The organism is Nocardia sp. NPDC059691, assembly GCF_042733915.1.
In the GTDB taxonomy this organism is placed as follows: Bacteria; Actinomycetota; Actinomycetes; order Mycobacteriales; family Mycobacteriaceae; genus Nocardia; species Nocardia sichangensis.
The window spans coordinates 539,659-562,097 of the sequence record NZ_JBHWFB010000002.1; the positions used below are offsets into that span (position 1 = coordinate 539,659).

Consider the following 22,439-nt stretch of genomic DNA (forward strand, 5'->3'; position numbering starts at 1 on the left):
TGCCACTCGTCGCTGCGCGAGATTGTTTGTCTTGATACGTCATTTACGGGGGTTGTGGGCGTAGATAGTGTCGGTGGCGCGGCTTCGGTCGCGCGTTTCCCGTCCTTTCGGTCCGTAATGGACTCGCCCGCACGCGTTTCGCGGGTGGTGCGCGAACTTCATAAGGAAGACATGTCCACGATCGCAACCTCGTCCGGCAGCAAGCCGGACGACTCTTCCGCAAGTCCGCTGCGCGCCGGGCTGGTGCTGGTCATGGTCAGCGGGGCCATCTTCATGATGATGCTCGACCTGACCGTGGTCTCCGCCGCGCTCGCCGATATCCGCACCGACTTCGACACGTCCATCGACGGATTGCAGTGGGTCATCGACGCTTACGCCATCCCGATGGCGGGACTGTTGCTGACCTTCGCCACGCTCGGCGACCGGTTCGGCCGGAAGCGCCTTTTCATCGCGGGCATGGTGGTGTTCACCGCGTCATCGCTGGCATTGGCGCTGGCCGGCAGCATCTTGCAGTTGAACGTCCTGCGCGCGGTCCAGAGCGTCGGCTCGGCGATGATCTTCGCGACGGCGTTGCCTCTGCTCGCGGTGGCCTACCCCGACGCGGGCAAGCGCGCGAAGGCCATCGGCGTCTACGGCGCCGTCATGGCGAGCGCGACCGTCGCGGGTCCGGTACTCGGCGGCGCGCTGGTCACCCAGTTCGGCTGGCGGTCGATCTTCATCATCAACGTCCCGATCGGCATCTTCATCGGGGTGCTCGCCGTGCTGCGGATGCCGGAGTCGGCGCGCATGGAAGGGCGCAAGGCCGACTGGCCGGGGTCGCTGATGCTCACTGGTGGCCTGGTGACGGGTGTGTTCGCGCTGACCCGCGGCAACTCGCTCGGCTGGACCTCGGCCACGGTGCTCGGGCTCGCCGCCGCCACGGTGCTCCTGGCCGGGTTCGCGGCATGGCAGTTCAAGGCCGAGCACCCCCTGCTCGACGTGTCCATGATTCGCAAGCGCGGATTCACCGGCACGGCCGTCGTCTCGATCGGACACATGGCGACGCTGATGGCCGCGAGCAACTACCTGGCGGTGTTCCTGATCAACACACTCGGGTACACGCCGTTGCAGATGGGCCTGCGCTTGCTGCCCGTGAGCGTGGCCGCGCTGATCAGCGCGCCGCTGGCGATGGTCTTCGCTAAGCGGGTCCCGTTCGCGGTCTCGCTGCCGGTCACGATGGGCATGGTCGCGTTGGGCACATGGCTGATGGGCGACTTCGGTTCCGACGACTCTTGGACGCATTTCCTGCCCGGAATGGTGATCGGCGGCCTCGGGCTCGGCGCGATCACGGCCGTCAACCAGGCGGCCTCACTCACCTTCGCCTCCGACGAGAACGCGGGCATGGCCAGCGCGACGTTCGGCACCCTTCGGCAGGTCGGCCTCGCGGTGGGCGTGGCCGGGCTCGGCGCCATGTTCAATCACTCCGCGCGCGGTTCCGCTGCCGACGGGCTCGACGCGCTGCCCGGAGCCGTCCCGCCGGTGTTGCGTGAGCAGTTCCTGGAAGCGGCGGGCTCCGGCGCCGGCCGCTCGGTGGCCGACGAGCTGCCCACGCGGTTCCAGCCGATCGCGTCGGACCTGTCGCACATCGCGGCCTCCGCGTCGATCGATGGACTCAACTCCATGATCGCCCTGGCCGCCGTGATCGGATGCGTCGCGGTACTCACCTCCATGCTCGCATTCGGCGTGAACCACCTCCGCAGCAGACGCACCCGCCCGGACTAGCCGGAAACACCACCGCGAGTGGCACATGGTTGCGGCGAAGCGCGACCTCTCCACCATGTGCCACTCGTGGTCATGACTTCGCGGGGAGGAGGGTCGTAGAGGCGATGAGGAGGAAGGCCAGGACGGCGCAGGCGGTGCGGGCGACGTGGAAGGTTTCCCAGCGGGTGAGGATTTCGGCGTAGTCGGCGGGTGGGCCGCTGATCGCCCATATCTTGATCTTCTGGTTGATCGGGACGTTGCCCAGGCGGGTGATCAGGAACGCGGCGATGGCGAGCAGACTCGCGCTCCCGGCGAGCAGGCGTGACCGGCCGGTGGAGCGGGCGGCCAGCACCAATGCGCTCAGAATGGTCAGGCCCATCAGTGTTTGCATGACCACGCCGTTCACGCTCATCAGCGCGGTGTGGAAGGTGAAGCGCACATCCAAAGGGACTCTGCGGAACGCGTAGAGGACATTCACCGCGCCGTAACCGAACGCTCCGGCGAGCAGCCCGCCGGGAACCAGCGCGAACGCACGCGTCACCAAGGGTCTTTCGGCGATTCTCATGCGCGCCGCTCCGCAGGGACGAGCGCGAGGAGTTCGTCGACCGACCACTGGTCGTAGACGTGCGCGCCGTGCTTCGCGGCGAGCACCCGTCCGTCGGGTCCGATCAGGAAATCGGCGGGCAGCCCGAGACTGCCGCCCTCGGGCTTGCCGGGTGGTGCGGACTGCCTTCGGCGCAAGGTCGCGTAAGCGTCGTGGGCGACACCGCGCAGGATGGCGGGCCAGCCGCGCGGGTCGAGCAGCGCGCGAGGCGAGGTCTCGACGCCGAATTCGCGGTAGAGCTTCCGGTCCGGATCGGCTATCACGTCCAGCGGCAGTTCCGCGGTGTACTTGCGCAATTCCGCCGCGCTGGAATGGAAGACGATCACTTCGCGGACGCCTGCGGCGGCGATCTCCGCGTGGCGCACGACGATCGAACGCAAATGCAGGTTGCACACCGGGCATCCGGCGAAGCGCCGGAATTGCAGGTGGGTCAAGCGATCCGGGTCCGGCACCAAGACCTGCGCACCGGAGACGGTGACCAGCTTTCGGTCCGGGACAGCGGTCGGCAGCGACATCAGGGACTCCTCTCGTAGGTGTACTTTGTACGCCTACGACAAGTATGCGCGTAGCTTGTACGCTGTCAATCCGTGCCCCGCCCCCGCTCGCTGACCACCGCCGATCTCGCCACGGCGGCCCTCGCCGTGCTCGACCGCGAGGGTTCGTCGGCGCTGACCATGCGTGCGGTGGCCAAGGAACTCGGCATGGCCACCATGGCCCTGTACCGCTACGTGCGCGACCGCGACGAACTAGAGGTGCTGGTGGCCGACCAGGTCTTCGCCGCGATCGACACATCGCTCCCTGCCGGAACCGACTGGCGGGAGCGCGTGACGATACTGCTCGAGAACATCCGTGACGGGTTCTCGGCCCATCCGGCCGCCGTGCCGATCGTGCTGCGGCGCAGGCAGTCGGCGGTCGAGTCGTTGCGCGTGATGGAAACACTGCTCGCCGTGCTTACCGAGGGTGGATTCACCGGGCGCGCCCGCGTCATCGCCCAGCGCACCCTGATCGCCTTCCTGATCGGCTACCTCCAGAACAAGCACTATGCGCCGCTGCGCGGGCAGGGGACGATCGTGCTGGCCGAACTGCCCCCGGAGAAATACCCGCACCTGGCGCAGACCGCGGGCCAGGCCAAGGGCATGTCGGCCGACGACGAATTCCGCGGTGGCGTCGAGATCGTGCTGCGTGGTCTCGAGCCGTGACCTAGCCGAAAAGAACTGTGACGTCGACACTTTCCGCCATGGCGCGAGCGCCGGCGTCATTGAGGTGCATGCCGTCGCCGCTGTCGAACTCGGGCCGGATGAAGTCGGGCCGCTCCGGGTCCTCGACCGCTCGCGCCACATCGAACACCGAATCGAAAACGTCGGTGCCACGCAGCCATTCGTTCACGCGCCGACGGATCGGCAAGGTCTCCGCGACCGGCAGGCCCTCGTAGACGCAGCCGCCGTAGGGTCCGATGGTCGCGGCATGGATGGGAAGCCCCGCCGCGTGCGCGCGCCGCGCGAGCGTGGTGAAGCCGGTGATCAGCTCCTCGGCGGTCGCGGGCGGCTGCCCCGCCATCCCGCCCAGGATGAAGTCGTTGATGCCGAAGTTGATCAGCACACTCGTCACGCCCGGCACGGCGAGTACGTCGCGCTCGAAACGATCCAGGCCCGGCTCGCCGATTTCGTCGGTGAGCAGCCGATTCCCTGAGATGCCCTGGTTGACCACCCAGCCCCGCTCCAGTCGCGCGTTGAGGAAGTCCACCGACCTGCGGTTGGCGCCGATCGTGGTGCCGAAGCCTTCGAACCACGAATCGCCGAACGCGACGGCCACCGGCGTCGCCACGGGCGCGAGAACGTCGACACCGGTGACGAAGAACCGCGCGGGCGCCTCGTCCGCGGTGGTGAGCGCGGCTTCGTCGGCGACATTTCCGTCCGCGATGTAAGCGGTTTCGCCGGGCTGGTGGGAGAAGGTGGCCAGCCCGGTCGGGCCGGGCAGATACAGGCTCAATGCCAGGTCCGCGCCCGCGGGGACAGCCAGATCGACAGGGTCGCTGAGCACTTCGCCGCCTACCGGGACGACCACCTGTTCGGCGCCGTCGAACCGCAACGCGGCATCGGTCTCGGCGACGATCTCGCCGCCGGTCTTGCGCAGGGCGACCCGGGCGGCGCCGATCGCCAGCGGTGTCTTTCCATAGCGATTGGTCAGCCCGACCCGCACCTGCGCGCCGCCGCCCGCGAGATGCAGCACTTGGCGGACGGTCTGGTCGGTGAACGCGCGCGACTCCGCGAGCTTGATCTGTTCGTCCGGGCGGATCACCGCGGAGCGGAATCCGGCGATCCAGGCGGTCGGCGACATGGGAACCTCCACTAGTTGACGCGAGGAATATTGCGTATGCATATTTCTACAACGACTTATTACTCGTGTCAACTATCCGCGCGGGGAAACATTCCGGTAGGTTGCCCGTATGGACGTGACTGAGCTGTTCGACGACCCGCGCCTTACCACGATGGGCCTGCTGTTCGAGGCGCACGGAGGTGTGGTCGCCAAGCTGGAGCAGGTCTGGAATGCGCACGGTCTGTCCGGACTGGATCTGAACGCCCTGATGCGGCTGAGCCGTTCACCGGGGCGGCGGCTGCGGATGACGGAGCTTGCCGTGCAGACCGCGCTGTCCACCAGCGGCGTCACCCGGCTGGTCGATCGGCTGGCGCGCGCCGGGCTGGTGGAACGCGAGCTGGACCCGGGCGATCGGCGCAGCGCGTACGCGGTGCTCACCGAGGCGGGCGCGGAGCGGCTCGCACAGGTGCTGCCGGACTATCTCGCCGCCGTCGACCGCTGGTTCGTCGGTTTGCTGACGCCCGAACAGCTCGCGGCGATGTCCGAGGCGTTGCGGATCGTGCGGGACACCGCGAACCCCGAGGCCACGTTCCGCATGGACTGAGCGTCAGGCGCTCGCGGCGAGCAACCGTTCCGGGCCGTCCAGGATCAAGTCGAGGCCGAAATCGAAATCGGCGATGCCCGAATGCTTCCCGTCGATCACCAGCTTAGCGAGTGCGTTCATGTGCGGATACCCCTCGGCTGGGATGCGCGGCAGGAACTGTTGTGCCGCAGCGACGTATGCGGCCGGTTCCGTGGAAAATTCAACTCCTGCAATGTGAAACCGTAGCGGTGGCCGTCCAGCGCGTTCCAGGCGCGATCGGCTTGCGGCAGGGAGAAACCCGCCGCGCGCAGGCAGCCCACGGTGGCGTCGATGTAGCGCAGCATCGCGGGGCCGACGTTGATCCGGGTGCCGGTCAGACCGGTGGCCCACGGATGGCGCAACAAGACTTCGTGGGCGGACGCCGACCGGGCACGCAGCGCGGCCTTCCAATCGCCGCCTATGGCCGTAGCGCCATCTCGGCCACCACCAGATCGGCGATGCCCGGCGGTGGCCGAGGCCTGGTCGCCACCGGCACCCGAGCCGGGTCGGCGGCCGTGACGGGTCATCCGGCCAGGACCGCGCCCCGGTGTTCCGCCAGGTAATCCGCCCAGGTCAGCTCGCCGACGTCGGCGCCGTCGGTCACCAGATTTCCGCCCGCGCGATAGACCCGGCCCGCCTTGCCCGGCACCCGGACGGTCAGCAACGCCCGCCGCTTGCCCAGCAGCGCCAAGTAGTCGCGGATCAGCTCGCGCATGCCGATCACCTCGGGCCCGACCAGATCCGGGACCCGTCCGGCGGGCGCGCCGAGCGTCAGCTCCGCCAGCCGGGCCGCCACCTCGCGCACGTGCACCGGCTGGAGGCACACCCCACCGAGCACCGGGAGCACCGGCGATTTCAGCATCGTGTCCACCAGCTTCGGCACGAAATCGTGGAATTGCGCGGCACGCAGCGTGGTCCACGGGATACCCGACTCCGCGATGGCCCGCTCGGCGGCGAACTTCGCGCGGAAGTAGGTCATCGGGAGCAGTTCGGCGGCGGTGACCGAGATGTAGACGATGTGCCCGACGCCCGCGGCGGTGGCGGCCCGCAACAGATTCGCGGTGGCCACGTCGTCGCCCTTCGCGTCGCCCGCCAGATGCAAGATGGTGCCGACACCCGCCACCGCGGCATCTATGCCGGTGCCGCGCAGCAGGTCTCCCGCGACGAACTCGACTCCGCCGTCCGACGGACGTTCGGTGCGGCTCAACACGCGCACGTCGGCGCCGGTCGCGCGCAGCAGCGGGAGCGCTTCGCGGCCGAGGGTGCCCGTGCCACCGGTGACCAGGATCTTCGCGGTCATGACTGTCTCCGATCTCGTCGGTGCCGATGGGACGTTCCCATCGCTTCACCGAGACGACGACGTGCGGGCGCGGACTGTGACACCTGTGCCGGGCACCACTCCTGACCGCGATAGCGACCGTCTGAGCCGGGTCAGTCGGCCGCCGCGCCGAGGCGCGCGGCGAGTTCGCGTAAGTGCGTGACGAGTTCCGGCGGTTCGTGCACTCGGAAGGGAAAGCCGAAGCCGGCGACGTAGATCGCCAATTCGTCCAGCGAGTCGGAACCCGTTCGCAGCACGCAATTTTCCGCGTCCACCGCCTCGATCACGCCGACGGTCGGAGCGATTCGCTCGGCGGCCACTTCCGCGGCGACCCCCAGAGTGATGCGCGCCGCGTAGCGGTACGGCGCGGTGGTGACGCCACGGGAGACGTACCCGGGCAGGTCGGCATCGGGCGCTTCGCGCGGCGTGAAGCGGGGGCCGGTCGGGATGCGCGGCCGCAGGCGGTCGACGCGGTAGGTGCGCCAGTCCGCGCGGTCGACGTCCCAGCCGATCAGGTACCACCGCCTGCCCGTGTGGGCGAGGCGATGCGGTTCGGTGACGCGCAGCGAGGTGGCGCCGTCGTGCGCGCGATAGTCGAAGCGCAGGCGGTGGTGGTCGCGGATGGCCGCCGCGACAGCGGTCAGCACGTCCGGGTCGACGGTCGGGCCGCCCGCGGGCACCGCGACCGTGGCCGCCTGGAGCATCCCGACGCGGTGGCGCAGGCGCGCGGGGAGCACCTGCTCGAGCTTGGCCAGCGCGCGTAGCGAACTGTCCTCGATGCCCGCGATGGTGCCGCCCGCCGCGGTGCGCAGGCCGAGTGCCACCGCCACCGCCTCGTCATCGTCGAGGAGCAGTGGCGGCAGCTTCGCTCCCGCACCGAGCCGGTAACCCGCCACGCCCGGTGTCGCGTCCACCGGGTAGCCCAGCGCGCGCAGCTTGTCGATGTCCCGGCGGACGGTGCGCACGTCGACACCGAGTCGTTCAGCGAGTGCGGCGCCGGTCCAATCGCGCGGGGTCTGCAACAGCGACAGCAGACGAAGCAGGCGCGCCGAGGTTTCCAACATGGGAAAAGTCTGCCCGAAAGCTAGGGCGGAAGCTGTCCTAGGCAGGCCATACCGTCGATGACATGACCGACGAAATCACTCCGTTCCGCATCGAAATCCCGCAGCGGCAACTCGACGACCTGCGTATCCGTCTGGACGCGACCCGCTGGCCTGCCCCCCTGCCCGGGGACGACTGGGACACCGGTGTGCCGACCGCGTGGCTGCGCGAACTGGCCGACCACTGGCGTACCGGATACGACTGGCGCGCGGCCGAAGCGCAGCTCAACTCCTATCCGCAGTACACGACGGAGATCGACGGGCAGACCATCCACTTCCTGCACGTGCGCTCGCCCGAGTCCGACGCGCTGCCGCTGCTGCTGACCCACGGATGGCCCGGCTCGGTGGCCGAATTCCTCGACGTCATCGGGCCTTTGAACGATCCGAGGTCGCACGGCGGCGACCCGGCCGACGCGTTCCACCTCGTCATCCCGTCGCTGCCGGGATTCGGGTTCTCCGGCCCGGTCGCCGAGACGGGCTGGAGCGTCACGCGGATCGCCGCGGCGTGGGCCGAGCTCATGGGCAGGCTGGGGTATGAGCGATACGGCGTGCAAGGCGGCGACATAGGAGCGGCGGTGAGCCCGGAGGTGGGTCGAACGGTGCCCGATCGGGTCGTGGGCGTGCACGTCAACGGCGCGCCGGGTCTTCCGCCGCTGCCGCGCGCGGAGGCGGAGCTGGCGAGCCTGACCGAACTGGAGCGCGATCGCGTCCGGCGGATGCAGGCGTTCATGCGGGAGGAGTACGGCTACGTCGCCATCCAGTCCACCCGCCCGCAGGCCTTGGCCTACGGACTGACAGATTCTCCGGTGGGGCAACTGGCCTGGATCATCGACAAGTTCCGGGAGTGGACCCATCCACGGGCCGTCGAGCCGGACAAGATCCTCGACCGGGATCGGCTGCTGACCAACGTGATGATCTACTGGCTCACCGGCACCGCGGGCTCCTCGGCCTATGTCGGCTACGCCCAGGACGCCCCGTGGGGCGAGCCGAAGCGCAACTCCGGCGTGCCGACGGCCGTGCTGGTCTTCGCCCACGACGTCGGCATTCGTCGCTACGCCGAGGAAGCCAACACCATCACGCGCTGGAACGACGTCGATCGCGGCGGCCACTTCGCCGCCATGGAGGAACCCGCGCTGCTCACCGCCGACATCCGCGAGTTCTTCCGCGACCTGCGCTGACGAGTCAACCGGTGAGCTCCTGCGCAGATATCGCACATAGTTCGTGACCTGCGCGGATTACTCAACCCGTGAGCTCCTGCGCAGATAGCACACGCAGTTCGTGACCTGCGCGGATTACTCAACCCGTGAGCTCCTGCGCAGATAGCACACGCAGTTCGTGACCTGCGCTCATAACTCAACCCGTGAGCTCCTGCGCAGATAGCACACATAGTTCGCGACCCCTGCGCCATAACTCAACCCGTGAGCTCACCAGCCGAGCGCCAGGAATTGCGTTCCGCGGTGAACGCTTCCGCCTGCTTCGCGCGGAAAGCGTCGATGGATCGGGCGTTCTCGGCGAGGAACGCCCGATACTCCGCGAGGCGGAATTCGCCGTCCTCGGCTCGCACCCGCACGTCGCCCGCGGCGAAGTCGGCGCGCAGGTCGAGCAGTTCCTCCGCTTCGACGGGATACCAGCGGATCCGGTCGAAGTAACGAAGTAGCCAGGGTGTTTCGACGCCCGATGCGGCCCGGTCGGCGCCGGGGGGAACCGGGCCCGCACCGGCTCGGTGATTCCACACCTGCGTGGTGCGTCCGACGAACTGATATCCGCCCGGCCCTTCCATACCGTAGATGCACAGATAGGCGCCGCCGATGCCGACCGCGTTCTCCGGCGTCCAGGTGCGGGCGGGGTTGTACTTCGTGGTGACCAACCGGTGCCGGGGGTCGGTGGGTGTGGCGACCGGCGCGCCGAGGTAGACGTCGCCGAGGCCGAGAACCAGGTACTCGGCTCCGAACACGGTGTCGTAGACGTCCGCGACGGAAGCCAAGCCGTTCATGCGGCGGATGAACTCGATGTTCCACGGGCACCACGGCGCATCGGCGCGCACGCCGTGCATGTAGCGGGTGATCGCCTCGCGCGTGGACGGATCGTCCCAGGACAGCGGCAGATGAACGACCCGGCTGGGCACCACCAGCTGATCGGAGGCGGGCAACTGCGCCTCCGTCTCGGCGAGCAGGTCGAGCAGCGCGGCCACGGACAGCACGTGCGGGTCGACCCGGATCTGCAACGAACGAATGCCGGGGGTCAGCTCGGTCACGCCGCGCACTCCGGCGGCGAGCAGGTGCTGGTGCAGCGCGTGCACGCGGGCGCGCAGGCCCAGATCCAAGGTCATGGCGCCGTATTCGACGAGGACGCCGTCGTCGCCGGCGCGACGGTAGGTCACCGCGGTCTCGTCGTCGGCTTCGCAACGGCGCAACACGCCGTCGTCGCCGTCGCCGCCCGACGAGAGCACCGTCGGCCACCCGGCCCGGCGCGCGAGCCCGAGCTCCCGGATCGAGGCCGCCCGGTCACCGCGGACCGGCACGAATCGCACGCGGTCGCCCGGCGAGAGCTGCCCGAGCTTCCAGCGGTCGGCCGCGACGACGGTGACCGGGCAGACGAAACCGCCGAGGCTGGGTCCGTCGGGACCGAGCAGAATGGGCGTGTCGCCGGTGAAGTCCAGCGCGCCGACGGAATACGGGGTGTCGTGGATATTGGACGGGTGCAATCCCGCCTCGCCGCCGTCGGTGCGGGCCCATTCCGGTTTCGGCCCGATCAACCGGACGCCGGTGCGGTCGGAGTTGAAGTGCACCTCGTAGTCGGTGCCGACGACGGTCTCGAAGTCGGCGCGGGTGAAGAACTCGGGCGCACCGTGCGGGCCCTCGGTGACGGCGAGTTCCCAGCGCCGGGCCAGCACGGGTTGCTCGTCCATCGGCACGGCCGCCGTGACGCGGCCGTGGTGCGCGCCGAGCGCGAGCGACTCTCCGGCGCGCAACGCGGCGCCGGTGCCGCCGCCGAAGCGGCCGAGCGTGAACGTGGCTGCGCTGCCGAGGTATTCGGGCACGTCGATACCGCCGGCGATCAGCACGTAACAGCGCATCCCCGGTCCGCGCACCGCGCCCACGTCCAGCACACCGCCCGCGGGCACCCGTACGGACCGCCACTGCGGCACGGCGACGCCGTCCACGGTCACCTCCGCCGGAGCGCCGGTGACGCAGACCCAGCCCGGTGCGGTGAACCGCAGCGCGGGGCCGCCGAGGGTGCATTCCAGTCCGGCGGCGCCCTCGGCATTGCCGAGCGCGCGATTACCCAGACGGAAGGACAGATCGTCCATCGGCCCCGACGGCGGGACGCCGATGTGCCAATACCCGACCCGGCCCGGCCAGTCCTGCACGGTGGTGAGCATGCCGGGGCGAACGACCTCGATCCGGCCGGGTCGCGCGGACTCGTCCTGCGCGACCCGGGCCACCGGTAGCTCGGCGACGGTCATCGCGACACCACCATGCGCACCGGGGTCGGGTCGAAGCCGTTGCAGGGGTTGTTGATCTGCGGGCAGTTCGATACCAGCACCAGCGTGTCGATCTCGGCGCGCAACGTGACCCGTTTGCCCGGCGCGGACAATCCGTCCACGATGCCCAGCGTGCCGTCCGCCTCGACCGGAACGTTCATGAACCAGTTGATATTCGACACCAGGTCGCGTTTGCCCAGGCCCCAGCGCAACGCCTCGGTGAGGAAGTTCTCCACGCAGGCGTGCTGGTGGCGGGTGTGGTGGCCGTAGCGCAGAGTGTTGGATTCCTGCGAGCACGCGCCCGCGATGGTGTCGTGGTTGCCGACCTCGTCGGCCACCACCGTCATCAGTGCCGTGCCCGTGTCGGTGCGCAGCACGCTGCCGGTGGTGAGGAAGATGTTGCGCTGGGCGGTGATCGTGGCCTGCGCGCTGTAGCGTTCGGAGTGATCGGCCGCCGAGTACAGCAGGCAATCCACCGCCTGGTTGCCGTGCAGATCGATGATCTCCAGGTATTCGCCCGCCCGGACCACCGCCGACCAGGGCGAGCGGGCGGGGACGGTCTCATCGAGCACGATGGCGCGTGCCGTGGTCATGCGGTTGCCTCCAAGGTCAGCGCGGCGGTCCAGGCTTGTTCGGTGTTCTCCAGGGCCCGTCGGTATTCCGGGTCCTCGTTGCCGGGTGCGGCGAGGTCTTCCGGTGCGGCCCACGCGACGAAGTCGAGGTCGGTCGCGGGCCGGTCGTCCAGCGGATGCGCGGAGTTGGCGACCAGCACGGTGACCGGCAGGTGCACCAGCAGATCCACGGAGGAGCCGGGGGCGGCGCTGCCGGTCGAGACGAGCGCGCCATCCCGCGCGACACGCACGCCGCGGAAGAACGAGACCGTCGGCCCGATGTCCCGTGGTTCCAGGCCGTGTTTGGCGCCCGCGAGGCGCAGCGAATGCCGGGCCTGGTCGGTGGGTCCGCAGAGCGTGTCGTGGTGGCCGGAGGTGTCGGCGAGCACGGTCGCCAGCACACGGCCCTGGTCCGACAGCAGCGGGTGACCGCTGCCCAGGTACGCCTGCCACGGCACCTTGACCGTGTCGGCGACGTTCAGGCGCTCCCACGGCGCGTCGGCGCGCACCAGCAGCAGGTGCGCGCAGGCCGCGCCGTGCGGGTCGGACAGGCGGACGCGGGTGCCGCGTCCGAGTGTGATGTTCGCGTAACCGCCCGCCGGAATCCGCTGGGCGAAGGTGATCTTCGAGGCGGGGATCTCGGCGGGGAGCGCGGGATTCGCGATCGTCGCCGCCGCGGCCTGCGCCCGTGCGTGCGCTCGCGCGCCGGAGGTGTCCGCAGTGCTTGTCACGATGATTCCTTTCGGATGCCGAATGTGGGGGAATGCGGCGGTGCCTGGCAGCGCACCGCCGCATCGAAGGCGCTCAGGCCGGTTGCGGTGCGGGCTCGCCCGCGGTGACGCCGCGCGACCAGCCGACCACGAAGCGGTGCACCACGACGCCGACGGCGAGCACCAGCAGCACGAAAAGCGGTGCGGCCCAGAGCATCCACCAGCCGCCGCCGGCCGGGGTGTATACCTCGGCGCGCGGCCAGGCCAGGTTCACCACCATCGCGACGCCCCAGACCACGGCGAGCGCGTTGACCGGAATGCCGAATCGGCCCAGGCCGAACAGCCGCGCGTCGGTGCCCGCGTCCGGCAGGCCGGTGAACCGGCGGATCAGCAGCGGCACCGTCACCAGCAGGTAGGCCAGGTACAGCGTGACGATGCAGACGCTGGCCAGCGTCGCGAAGATCGCGGCGTTGCCGAGATTCAGCACCAGCAGGCCGATGCCGAGCGCGCCGATCACGATCGCGGGCAGCACCGGCGTGCCGTAACGCGGGTGCACCGCGGCGAGCCTGCGGGCGAACGGCAGCTTCCCGTCCCGCGCCATGGAGAACATCAGCCGCGAGCCCGCGGTCTGGATAGCCAAGGTGCACACGGTGATCGCGACCGCCACGCACCCCAGCAGCACCTTGCCCGCCGGGCTGTCCAGCTTCGCGGTGAGCACGTAGGCCAGGCCGTCGGAGGCCAGCGCGCCATCGGACAGGCTCGGCGCGGCCATCAGTGCGCCAAGCAGCATCAGCCCGCCGCCCAGCGCCGAGACCGACAGCGCCGTGAGAATGGTGCGCGGCGCGACCCGGCGCGGGTTCTTGGTCTCCTCGGAAAGCTCACCGGCGGAGTCGAATCCGACCATGACGTAAGCCGCCATCAATCCCGACACCAGGAACGCGGCCCAGTAGGGACCCGGCGCGGCCTGGTCGGTCTCCAGTACCACGCCGGGCCCGCGCTCGGTGTGGGTGAAGAACAGCGCGACGATCGCCAGCACGCCGACGATCTCGACCGTGACGCCGATCGAGTTGATCCGCGCCATCAGGTCGATGCCGATGACATTGATCAGCGTGGTGACCACCAACAGGATGCTGCCCAGCAGCACTGCGTTGGTCGCGCCGGACGACGAGGTGAGCGCGGTGTCGGTGCCGACGAGCTGGAATCCGCTCCAGATCGACGGCAGCACCACTTGCAGGGCGATCGCCGCCGCGGCGGCCGTGACGATCTGCGCGATGATCATCATCCAGCCCGCGAACCAGCCGACGAGTTCGCCGCCGAGCCGCCGGGACCACTGGTAGATGCAGCCCGAGATCGGGTAGCGCGCGGCAAGTTCGGCGAAGTTGAGCGCGACGAGGAACTGTCCGGCGAACACGATCGGCCAGGTCCAGAAGAAGGCGGCTCCGCCGAACGAATAGCCGAAGCCGAAGAATTGGAAGATCGTGGTCAGGATGGAGACGAACGAGAAGCCTGCCGCGAAGGAGGCGTAGCGGCCGAGCTTGCGGTGCAGCACGGGCTGATAGCCGAACCTGGCGAGGTCGGCGCTGTCGCCGGTCAGGTCGGGCGGCGGGGTCTGGGCGAGCGTGGTGGCCATGGGCGGTCCTTCGGCGTGCGGCCAATAACTATCAGACGACAGTTTTGCCGCCGCGATCGCGCTTTCGGTGACCTGCGTGTATCGCTTTCGAGACCTTGGGTAACTTCTGTGTTGCGGCTATTTCTATCAAGTGACAGAAAACGCACCGCGTGCCGTCGGCCAACTGAGCGCTCGACCACCGCGCCGGACCATCCCCACGCCGACCTGCCAGAATGAACCCGTGGCAAACCTCGGGCCCGGACGGCCGCGTCTCGAACAACGACGCAGGCGCGGATCGACGCCGCGCGCCGAGATCCTCGACGCCGCAGGCGAACTGTTCACCACCAACGGGTACGCCAACACCTCCACCCGCGCGATCGCCGACGCCGTCGGCATCCGCCAGGCCTCGCTGTACCACCACTTCGCCGCCAAGGACGACATCCTCGACGCGCTGCTCGCCGAAACCGTCGCCGCCCCGATCGAACTGGCCGAGCGGCTGCGCGCGGCGTCCGAACCAGTGCCGGTCCGGTTGTACGCGCTGGCACTGTTCGACGTGCGGCAACTATGTGCGTCCCGCTGGAATCTCGGTGCGCTGTACCTGCTCCCGGAACTGCGCACCGAGCGCTTCGCCGCCTTCCGCCTGCGCCGCGACGAATTGCGCGGACATTACGAGACTTTGGCCGCGCAGGTGCTGGCCGAGGTCGGCGCGGTGAGCGTGCCGGGTACGCAGTTGCTGCCGTTCCGGTTGGTGGAGACGGTGATCAGCATTCGCTCCGACGAAGGAGCCGCGCCCAGGTACGCCGAGCGCACGATCCCCGGGGCGGTACTGCGCACGCTCGGCTGGCCCGGAGATCTCGACCCGATCCGGGCCGAGGCGATCGTGCTGCTGGACCACCTGGCGATGCCCAACCCATGACACGGTACGGCTACCGATTGCGCTCGATCCCCCGGCTCCGATCCTGGCTGTGCAAATAACCCCGCACGACCGACGGGCCATGACCCGGCGACTCCCGCACCGCCGCCGACGGCGGTTCCGCTTGACCGAGCCCCAGAATCTTCACCACCTCCGGTGGTATTCCGCGCGCTTGCAGCCGCGCCAGATGTTCCGCGCGTTCCTTCTCCGCTGCCGCGCGTTCCTTCTCGGCTGCCGCGCGTGCCTCGGCCGCCGGTTCCCCAGTGACGGCGGCCGGTCGCTCCTGGTGCTGGTCGGGCGCTGGGAATTCCCGCGCGACCCGCTCGGCGGCCTCACGTGCAACCCGTGCACGCTCGGTTTCCGGCGCATGGGGTACTTGCCTGGCTCGTTCGGCTTGCTCCTGGACCTGCCTGGCGTGTTCGGCTCGCTGGGGAGCTTCCACCCGGCCACGAGTGGCGCCTTCCCGAAACCGCAGCATATTCCGGAACTTCTCGGCTCGTTCACGTGCCTTGTTCGCCAGCTCCGCGAGTTTCGACCTATGCTCGCGCTGTTGCGTCTTCTGCTGCCGCGCTTTCTCGCCGACACCGGGCAATTCGAGCTGCTGGCCTCGCTCCAATGCCAGCCCACGTGCCCAGATTTCGCGAGCGTCGGCCCGCGATATGACCTGGTGCGTGAACCGATCCCCGAAATCCCGAATCAATCCTCTGATGAGTTCTTGAGCCTTACTTGATATGAACTCGCCTTCGACGGATCGCAATATATGTTGATGCACCTCACGATTGGCGAGAAGCGCACGTATTACCTTGAGCTGAGTTTCGTCCTTATCTCCGTCGATTCTGCCGGATTTCTCTTCGATGGAGCTGACTTTTCCCCGATCGTCTTTGATCTTGTCGAATCGAGTTTTACCCACTCCTTCGACGCGGTACAACCGCGACTGCTGAACGTATCCGTTCTCACGGTCGCGAAAGAACCGGTCGGTGCCGTTTTCGAATATTCTGCCGCGTTCATGGTTCCTGACCTTGTCGCGGTCTCGGTCGTATCCATCCGGCATAGCTGGACACACCCCCCGGTGTGCGTAGTGTCCTGGTGAGAAGATCTAGAGAAGCGAGCCTTCATGTGCGGTTCGCGGATTCCTCTTGCCGTTTCTCTTCGTGGTAGGACGCATATTCGCGCACTGCTGCGGCAATGTAGGAGAACATGCCGTCATGGTCTTCAGGGTCGTAGCCGATCATGCTGTCCACCAGCCGCCACATCACGATTTCGTCTTCGTCGTAGGTGTCGCATTCCACTGCGGGATTCACGCGCGGGTAGAAGGAATGCTCTCGGCCGAACCATTCGCAATCGAACCATCGTGCGCCCGCGAACCTGATGAAACATTCACCGACGAAGCAGATGAAAGCGTCTACCATGTCGGCGTTCTCGGGGTCCACCGCGGTAGTCATATTCGGGAACAATTCCGCGACGATGGGGTTCAGACGCTTCGCCTCCGCCGATCCTTCTGGCCACGGTTCCGAGGGAAAGCGGCTCAATCCTGCATGGTCCATGAACTTCTGGACCTGCGCCGCGCGGCGGTCCGGGTCGACCCATTTACCCCATTCGGTCTGCTCGACGGGTACGCCGAGATCCATGGTCAACTGCTCGTCATTCCCCACGCCCAGCTCCTTCTCGTCATGGTCCGAACAGGTCAGTGTCGCGCGTGCACCGGTCACCGGGCAAGGAACCCTCATCGCTCCAGGTACAACTTCTCGTTCGGTAACCTGGGCCAGCCTCCTGCATTATCGGGAAGTATGTGCACCGCGTCGACGTAGTGGCGTTTCCGGTGGTCTTCGATGAACGTCAACGCGGCAGTAAGGCAGGCCGTGAAGTCGAGCCGGACGCCGTGCAGGAAGACGGACAGATGCACATCAGGATCGTTCGGCAGCGGAGAAGTCATCGCGTCTCGCTTCCGGTCATCGCCTACCCGGACCGACACACGCCCGAATGGACTCGACCACAACCATTCCGGACGGACGGTACCTGTCCCGGGGTGTCTCTATCCAATGCCTGACAGCGCCGAACTCAGCTGTGGGTGACGGCAGTGCCACAGTTCCGCCCCCTCGGACAATCGATACGTCGAGCCGGAACATCTCCGCGAAAAGCTTTGTGTCGTCGGGAAGATCGGGCCGAACAATGTAGGTCCACCTGTTCGAGCGAGGATGCGCCACGATCGGCCCTATCGCATCCCTGCGGCGCTGCATGTCTTGCCTGACGGCTCGCCCTAGCGGAGCGGGCATGGTCAACGCTCCTACGTACGACGCGCGCATGATGATGCGCCCCAGCTCTGGCGGGTCGATTACAGCGGGCAGATCACACACGCGCTGGTAGAAGTGGCAGCGAGACCGGGGTGTGTCCCCGAAAGATATGTGTCCCATCGGTGTAGACCCTCTTGGTCAGATTGCTCGGCCTTGGTGTACGCCCGCCGCCGGGGAGCCGATCAAGGCATCGCATCAACCCGGCGGCGGGGCTTTTTCAGCTTGTCCGCGCTGAGCATGTGATCCCAGGCACACAACTCGTCTCGAGGTCGTACGATCGTCAGCACATGGACACGAAAAGAAGTCCGAGCGCTGCGCGAAGTTGCTTTGCGCATGACACAAGAGGAGTTCGCCGAGAAGGTCGGATTTCAGACTGCGACTGTGCAGAAGTGGGAACAGAGGACCACAGCCGAGCGTCCGGTCAGAGGGCGGTCGGCCGAAGCGCTCGACACGATCTACAACGGCCTCGAACCGGCGCAGCGGGAGCGGTTCTGGCATCAGTTGGCAGGTGCACCACCGCAAACCGGAGGGCATCCTGTTCTTAGCGGGGCAGAAACCATCCAGCCCGAACCGGCCAATGCTGGTGACGGTGCGGTCGGTATGCATGTGCGGGAAGTCGAGGACGATGTGAAGCGGCGTGAGTTCAACAAGCTAGCCGCGGTAGGCGCGGTCGCGGTGCTTGTCCCGGACAGCGCCGACCGAATCGGCATGAGTGATGCCGAACGGCTGTTGGCCGATGTCGATGCGCTCGGTCAGGAGGATCAGCGCACAGGCGGTGCACAACTGGTCGGTTTCGCCGTTGACAAGCTGGCGCACGCCCTGGACCGGCTTCAAACCGGTGTATTCGATTCCGCTACTGGCAGCGCCTTCACCAAGGCGACCGGAGAACTAGCCGTGCTCGCCGGGTGGTTGGCCTATGACGCGGACCGGCACCCGCTTGCGCGCCGGTGCTTTGCTGATGCCATGGCTCTCGGCACAGAGGCGAACGACGATGACCTCATTGCACACACTTGCCTGATTGCGGCGAATCAATCCAGCTCCCTTGCTCGCGCCAATCGAGGAGGAAGCCCCCACAAGGCCCTGCAACTCGCTGATCGTGCCCGCACCTTGATGCGCGGTCGGCTACCAGGCCGGATACATGCTCTGATAGCTGTTCGTGAGGCGCAGGCGTGCGGAATACTCGGTGACAGAATTGCTTTCGGGCGTGCTATCGCGACCGCATGGCGAGAGTTGGATCAGGCCATGCAGTCCGAACCGCTGGAAGAAGTTCCGCAATGGCTGCGATTCGTAACCTACTCGGAGATCGCCGACCACGAGGCTCGCGGCTATGCGGACATCGGCGACCTGCGTCGATCTGTCGAGTTGTACGCGGCTGCCGTCGATCACCCCGCGGCAATGCGTAATGCCACGATCGTCCGCGCATGGTCGGCGGCGACCAGGGCTCGCCTCGGCGATATCACCGGCGCGCTCGAGCACGGCTTCCCGGCGTTGTCGGAACTGTCTGCCATTGCATCGACACGCACACTGCGCCGCCTCGAGCCAGTTCGAGCAGCAGTCGATCGGGTGTCCGCCGGTGTGGAGTTCCGCGAGCTGTACGACTCCCTGACGCGGAAGGCGGTGACCGCGTGACCGGCTTGCCGGATGGCCTGAAATTCGAGCACTACACAGCTGCCGAAGCACGTGCGCGAAGAGAGATCGTCGAGGACGTCTACCGCCATTCATACGTCGATGCCATCGAATCTGGAGATCCGTTCGATTCGCCTTCGGAATTCATGCGCCGGTTCGATTCCTACACCGGTCCCCGTGGCAGCGGCTTCGCATATGTGCTTGCCCGAGTCGAGGGTGAACCTGCGGGGCAGACCTGGGGATGGCCGCTACCTCCGAACGCGCGATGGTGGACAGGACTGCATCTCGACAGCGGCGATCCCGAGGAGTTCACCACCGAAGACGGCGCGCGCACGTTCGGTCTCAGCGAGATCATGGTGTGCGCGGAATATGCCGGGCAAGGCGTAGCGCGGGCACTGCATGACGAACTGCTCGGTTCTCGATCCGAACAGCGCGCGACACTTCTCGTCGAAGCGGACAACGAGCGCGCCTACGCGCGCTATCGGCGCTGGGGCTGGGAAAGGGTCGGATGGCTGCGCCCATCTTGGCCTGACGCCCCCCGTTTCGAGGTGCTGATCCGCGAGTTGCGCTGAGCAGAAACGACGAAAGAAGCCGGCTCGGCTGACCCACCCCTCAGTGCGTCGGCGGCGCGATCTGCCAATGCTCCTGCAACGCCCCCGCGATCTGCGGCAGCACCGTCACCGGAATCCGCTTGCGCCGCAGTATCGCCCGTATCTCCGTGACCTGGTCGCGTTTGCGCAGGTCGTACGCTCCCGCGACCGGGCGGACCACCGGGGGAATGGACAACAGCACCAGCTCGCCGTGCGGTTCGTCGCCGCCGGAGAGGTCCAGTGCCAGCGACCACCGGGCGCGCTCGTCCAGGGTGAAGCGCCCGGCCACCACGCGGTCCCACGAGATGCTGGAGATCGTCCACGGCTTGCGCCGGTAGATGGCGTGATCGGTGAGGACGACGGCGTCCCGGGTGAACAGGGCGACCAGCACCGCGATACCGACGACGGCTCCGGCCAGCAGGCCGGTGAACACCCGGTTCACCCCGAACGCGGCGACGAACGAACCGCAGATCGTGACGGTGGTAAGGATGCCGAGCACGCTGTAGAACACGGCGCGCTGCGTCGGAACAACACCCGCCCGCACCGTTGTCATCTCACCTACCTGTTCATGGCGCATATCCGGCCACCGTACCGTCTCGCGCTCCGGCCGCGCACCTGGCCGTTCCCAGATGTGACCGGCGCTCAGAGGGTCAGCGGGACCGCGGCCTCGGCCGTGTACACCAGGAACGTCAGGCTCTGCTGGAAGTACAGCTGCACCGACGTGCTGTCGTGCGTCAGGTAGCCGATGGACAGGTCCTGGCCGATGCGCAGATCGAAGTCGCCGCCGCGCGTGGTGAGCACGATCGCGCCGTCGATGGCGGGCGCCCAGATGATCTCCCCTTCCGGGATGAGGCGCTCGATATGCGTGCGGATCATGTGGCCGTGGTCGGAGGTCTCGCTGACCGCGGTGTACAGATCGGCGCTGAGCAGCACCGAGTACGGTCCGTCGACACCGGCCAGCCGCAGGGCGGTCAACGCCTGCGCGATCGCCTCGGGAACCAGCCGGGTATCGCTGGGCAGCGTGATCGGGTCGTTCGACGAGGCGGCGCGGATGCCGGTGATGTGCGCGGTCGGATAGCCCTCGAAGATCGCCCGGTCCTCGGCGAACGCCATCTTCTTCGCGGCGTCCTTCACCGGGTCCAGGTCGGCGTCCTGCGCGCCGCGCTCCACGTTGTCGAGTTCCTCGCGGGAGAGCGTGAACGGCACCCGCAGTTCGACCAGCGGCGCGACCACCCGCTGACGGGCGAACACCCCGGCGTCCGGCGAATCGATCGCCGTGGTGTGCCCGGTGCCCACCGCCGAGTAGTCGACGCCGTGCGGGCCGGACAGGTCGACGACGCGCCTGCCCGCGATGTGCCGCTTGAACGTGCGCGTCGCCTCCTCCTCGATGGCCGCCCACGCCTCGGAGGTGATCGGCGCTAGTTCGCGATGGAGGTTGTTCATGACCGGATGCTCCTTTTCAACGAGCCGATACCGAGGGCGCCGTCGCCCGCGGGCGCGGCGGTGCCGGGCAGATCTGCGGGACCGGCGCCGTCGGTGTCCACGGACACCACGGATTCCGCCGCCTCCCACGGCGCCGGGGGCAGATCGTCGAGGAAATCGACGGTGGGTGCGAAGAACGAGGTGCCTGTTTGGGCGACGGAGAAATCCAGGATGCGGTCGTAGGCCGCCTCGTCGGTGCCGAGGAACATCCGGGTGAGCATGCGTTCGGTGACGCTCGGCGTGGCCGCGTAGGCGATGTAGTAGGTGCCGAACACGCCCTCGCGCACGCTGCCGAAGGGCATGTTGCCGCGCAGGATCTGGCGTTCGGTGCCGTCCGGATCGATCAGAGTGTTGACCTCGACGTGCGAGTCGGCCGGCTTGATCTCGTCGGGGAGTTCGAAGTCGTCCAGTTTGGTGCGGCCGATGACGCGCTCTTGCTCTTCTACCGAGAGCGCGCGCCAGTCCGCCAGCGGGTGCGTGTACTTCTGCACGATCACGTAGCTGCCGCCGGTGAAGTCCGGGTCCTCGTCGCCCACCAGCGCCGCCGCGTAGGCCGCGCGACCCTCCGGATTCTCCGTGCCGTCCACGAAACCGAGCAGATCGCGCTGCTCGAAGTAGCGGAAGCCGACCGTCTCGTCCACGATCGTTCCCGCACCGGCCAGCCGATCGCCGATCGCCATGGCCAGCTCGAAACAGGCGTCCTGCACCTCGGACTTGATGTGGAACAGCAGGTCGCCCGGCGTCGCGGGCGCGGTGTGGCGTGCGCCGACGTAACCGGGGAACGGATGCAGCTCAGCCGGTTTCGGGCCGGCGAACAGGCGGTCCCATGCGTCGGAGCCGATCGAGGTGACGCAGGTGAGGTTCGCGCCCGGCAGGCGGAAGCCCACCGAGCGGCGCAGGCCGGTGATATCGGCGAGCAGGTCGCGGACCGTCGCTTCGCCACCCTCGTCGATCGTGGCGACCAAGAAGATCGCGGACGGTGTGAGCGGTTCGAGGATCGGCTGCGGCTCACCCATGATCGACACCCTAATGCCCGACCGGTCCGGCCGGGCTACGGACCCGCATCGTGGTGGCTACATCGCCACCGTCAGCAGGAACGCGACGTCGTCGATCGCCTTGACGCTGTGGCGCGCCTTGGGTATCACGATCAGGTCGCCCTCTGAGCCTTTCCATTCGTTGGCCCCGCTGAGCAGCACCAGGGTGCCGCTGAGCACCTGCAACGTGGCTTCGCCGGTGTTGTCGTGTTCGGCCAGGCTGTGCCCGGCGATCAGGCCGACCACCGTTTGCCGCAGCGTATGCGTGTGGCCGCCATAGATTGTCTGTGAACTGCGCCCGCTCGTGGCGAGGGCGGCCAGCTTCAGTTGCTGGCGCGCTACCGCAGTCAGCGATTTCTTTTCCATGGACCGCCTTTCGCAGAGCACCA

General features: G+C 67.7%; 24 protein-coding genes. 7 read left to right on the forward strand and 17 right to left on the reverse strand.

Annotated features, from left to right (window positions below; all coding sequences use genetic code 11):
* Positions 1-171: 171 nt before the first annotated feature.
* The gene (locus tag ACFV2O_RS06495) at positions 172-1,761 is read left to right on the forward strand and encodes an MFS transporter (protein ID WP_379250646.1); all 1,590 of its coding nucleotides are present in this window, start codon (positions 172-174) and stop codon (positions 1,759-1,761) included.
* 70 nt (positions 1,762-1,831) lie between these two features.
* Here ACFV2O_RS06495 and ACFV2O_RS06500 read toward each other — a convergent pair whose 3' ends face one another.
* On the reverse strand, positions 1,832-2,305 hold the full coding sequence (locus ACFV2O_RS06500; RefSeq protein ID WP_379250648.1) for an anthrone oxygenase family protein: 474 nt from the start codon (positions 2,303-2,305) through the stop codon (positions 1,832-1,834).
* The gene (locus ACFV2O_RS06505) at positions 2,302-2,859 is read right to left on the reverse strand and encodes a peroxiredoxin-like family protein (protein ID WP_379250650.1); all 558 of its coding nucleotides are present in this window, start codon (positions 2,857-2,859) and stop codon (positions 2,302-2,304) included. The genes ACFV2O_RS06500 and ACFV2O_RS06505 overlap by 4 nt, the downstream gene beginning before the upstream one ends.
* Before the next feature lie 72 nt (positions 2,860-2,931).
* Here ACFV2O_RS06505 and ACFV2O_RS06510 point away from each other — a divergent pair, with 72 nt between their 5' ends.
* Positions 2,932-3,543 (forward strand): TetR/AcrR family transcriptional regulator C-terminal domain-containing protein, encoded by a 612-nt coding sequence (locus ACFV2O_RS06510; RefSeq protein WP_379250652.1) that lies wholly within the window; start codon positions 2,932-2,934, stop codon positions 3,541-3,543.
* Position 3,544: 1 nt separating this feature from the next.
* Here ACFV2O_RS06510 and ACFV2O_RS06515 read toward each other — a convergent pair whose 3' ends face one another.
* Positions 3,545-4,753, reverse strand: coding sequence for a GDSL-type esterase/lipase family protein (locus ACFV2O_RS06515; RefSeq protein ID WP_379250654.1), 1,209 nt, complete (start codon positions 4,751-4,753; stop codon positions 3,545-3,547).
* 37 nt (positions 4,754-4,790) lie between these two features.
* Between ACFV2O_RS06515 and ACFV2O_RS06520 the strand changes: the two genes are divergently transcribed.
* Entirely contained in the window at positions 4,791-5,264 is a 474-nt protein-coding gene (locus ACFV2O_RS06520; protein WP_379250656.1) for a MarR family winged helix-turn-helix transcriptional regulator, read from the forward strand.
* A 116-nt stretch (positions 5,265-5,380) separates the two neighbouring features.
* Here ACFV2O_RS06520 and ACFV2O_RS06525 read toward each other — a convergent pair whose 3' ends face one another.
* From ACFV2O_RS06525 to ACFV2O_RS06535, 3 genes are all read right to left on the reverse strand, one after another.
* Positions 5,381-5,644: a TetR/AcrR family transcriptional regulator C-terminal domain-containing protein gene (locus ACFV2O_RS06525; protein ID WP_379250658.1), complete on the reverse strand. Its 264-nt coding sequence runs from the start codon at positions 5,642-5,644 to the stop codon at positions 5,381-5,383.
* A gap of 161 nt (positions 5,645-5,805) precedes the next feature.
* On the reverse strand, positions 5,806-6,582 hold the full coding sequence (locus ACFV2O_RS06530) for an SDR family oxidoreductase (protein WP_379250660.1): 777 nt from the start codon (positions 6,580-6,582) through the stop codon (positions 5,806-5,808).
* Between the two features lie 131 nt (positions 6,583-6,713).
* Positions 6,714-7,664, reverse strand: a complete 951-nt coding sequence (locus ACFV2O_RS06535; protein WP_379250661.1) for a helix-turn-helix transcriptional regulator — start codon at positions 7,662-7,664, stop codon at positions 6,714-6,716.
* Positions 7,665-7,726: 62 nt separating this feature from the next.
* Here ACFV2O_RS06535 and ACFV2O_RS06540 point away from each other — a divergent pair, with 62 nt between their 5' ends.
* Positions 7,727-8,878: an epoxide hydrolase family protein gene (locus tag ACFV2O_RS06540; RefSeq protein ID WP_379250663.1), complete on the forward strand. Its 1,152-nt coding sequence runs from the start codon at positions 7,727-7,729 to the stop codon at positions 8,876-8,878.
* Between the two features lie 233 nt (positions 8,879-9,111).
* Here the strand turns inward: ACFV2O_RS06540 and ACFV2O_RS06545 are convergent, their stop codons facing one another.
* The 4 genes from ACFV2O_RS06545 to ACFV2O_RS06560 form a co-directional block, all read right to left on the reverse strand.
* A complete protein-coding gene (locus tag ACFV2O_RS06545; RefSeq protein ID WP_379250665.1) occupies positions 9,112-11,166 on the reverse strand; it encodes a 5-oxoprolinase/urea amidolyase family protein in 2,055 nt (684 codons plus the stop codon).
* The gene (locus tag ACFV2O_RS06550) at positions 11,163-11,777 is read right to left on the reverse strand and encodes an urea amidolyase associated protein UAAP2 (RefSeq protein ID WP_356963787.1); all 615 of its coding nucleotides are present in this window, start codon (positions 11,775-11,777) and stop codon (positions 11,163-11,165) included. Before ACFV2O_RS06550 ends, ACFV2O_RS06545 begins: the two co-directional genes overlap by 4 nt.
* Positions 11,774-12,526, reverse strand: coding sequence for a DUF1989 domain-containing protein (locus ACFV2O_RS06555; protein WP_379250667.1), 753 nt, complete (start codon positions 12,524-12,526; stop codon positions 11,774-11,776). The genes ACFV2O_RS06550 and ACFV2O_RS06555 overlap by 4 nt, the downstream gene beginning before the upstream one ends.
* Positions 12,527-12,599: 73 nt before the next feature.
* Positions 12,600-14,135, reverse strand: coding sequence for an amino acid permease (locus ACFV2O_RS06560; protein ID WP_379250669.1), 1,536 nt, complete (start codon positions 14,133-14,135; stop codon positions 12,600-12,602).
* Positions 14,136-14,355: 220 nt separating this feature from the next.
* Between ACFV2O_RS06560 and ACFV2O_RS06565 the strand changes: the two genes are divergently transcribed.
* On the forward strand, positions 14,356-15,030 hold the full coding sequence (locus ACFV2O_RS06565; RefSeq protein ID WP_364428649.1) for a TetR/AcrR family transcriptional regulator: 675 nt from the start codon (positions 14,356-14,358) through the stop codon (positions 15,028-15,030).
* 10 nt (positions 15,031-15,040) lie between these two features.
* Here the strand turns inward: ACFV2O_RS06565 and ACFV2O_RS06570 are convergent, their stop codons facing one another.
* From ACFV2O_RS06570 to ACFV2O_RS06580, 3 genes are all read right to left on the reverse strand, one after another.
* Positions 15,041-16,078 (reverse strand): hypothetical protein, encoded by a 1,038-nt coding sequence (locus ACFV2O_RS06570; RefSeq protein ID WP_379250671.1) that lies wholly within the window; start codon positions 16,076-16,078, stop codon positions 15,041-15,043.
* A gap of 61 nt (positions 16,079-16,139) precedes the next feature.
* The gene (locus ACFV2O_RS06575) at positions 16,140-16,736 is read right to left on the reverse strand and encodes a hypothetical protein (RefSeq protein ID WP_379250673.1); all 597 of its coding nucleotides are present in this window, start codon (positions 16,734-16,736) and stop codon (positions 16,140-16,142) included.
* Between the two features lie 14 nt (positions 16,737-16,750).
* Positions 16,751-16,960: a hypothetical protein gene (locus ACFV2O_RS06580; protein WP_379250675.1), complete on the reverse strand. Its 210-nt coding sequence runs from the start codon at positions 16,958-16,960 to the stop codon at positions 16,751-16,753.
* 691 nt (positions 16,961-17,651) lie between these two features.
* On the opposite strand from ACFV2O_RS06580, the gene ACFV2O_RS06585 reads away from it, so the two are divergent.
* Together ACFV2O_RS06585 and ACFV2O_RS06590 are read left to right on the forward strand one after the other, a co-directional pair.
* Positions 17,652-18,947 (forward strand): hypothetical protein, encoded by a 1,296-nt coding sequence (locus ACFV2O_RS06585; RefSeq protein ID WP_379250677.1) that lies wholly within the window; start codon positions 17,652-17,654, stop codon positions 18,945-18,947.
* Positions 18,944-19,516, forward strand: coding sequence for a GNAT family N-acetyltransferase (locus ACFV2O_RS06590; protein ID WP_379250679.1), 573 nt, complete (start codon positions 18,944-18,946; stop codon positions 19,514-19,516). The genes ACFV2O_RS06585 and ACFV2O_RS06590 overlap by 4 nt, the downstream gene beginning before the upstream one ends.
* A 40-nt stretch (positions 19,517-19,556) precedes the next feature.
* Here ACFV2O_RS06590 and ACFV2O_RS06595 read toward each other — a convergent pair whose 3' ends face one another.
* From ACFV2O_RS06595 to ACFV2O_RS06610, 4 genes are all read right to left on the reverse strand, one after another.
* Positions 19,557-20,087, reverse strand: a complete 531-nt coding sequence (locus ACFV2O_RS06595; RefSeq protein ID WP_379250681.1) for a hypothetical protein — start codon at positions 20,085-20,087, stop codon at positions 19,557-19,559.
* An 89-nt stretch (positions 20,088-20,176) separates the two neighbouring features.
* Complete coding sequence (locus tag ACFV2O_RS06600; RefSeq protein WP_379250683.1) at positions 20,177-20,977, reverse strand: family 1 encapsulin nanocompartment shell protein; 801 nt, start codon at positions 20,975-20,977, stop codon at positions 20,177-20,179.
* The gene (locus tag ACFV2O_RS06605; protein WP_379250685.1) at positions 20,974-22,032 is read right to left on the reverse strand and encodes a Dyp-type peroxidase; all 1,059 of its coding nucleotides are present in this window, start codon (positions 22,030-22,032) and stop codon (positions 20,974-20,976) included. Before ACFV2O_RS06605 ends, ACFV2O_RS06600 begins: the two co-directional genes overlap by 4 nt.
* Before the next feature lie 57 nt (positions 22,033-22,089).
* Complete coding sequence (locus ACFV2O_RS06610; protein ID WP_356963798.1) at positions 22,090-22,416, reverse strand: cupin domain-containing protein; 327 nt, start codon at positions 22,414-22,416, stop codon at positions 22,090-22,092.
* Positions 22,417-22,439: the final 23 nt, after the last annotated feature.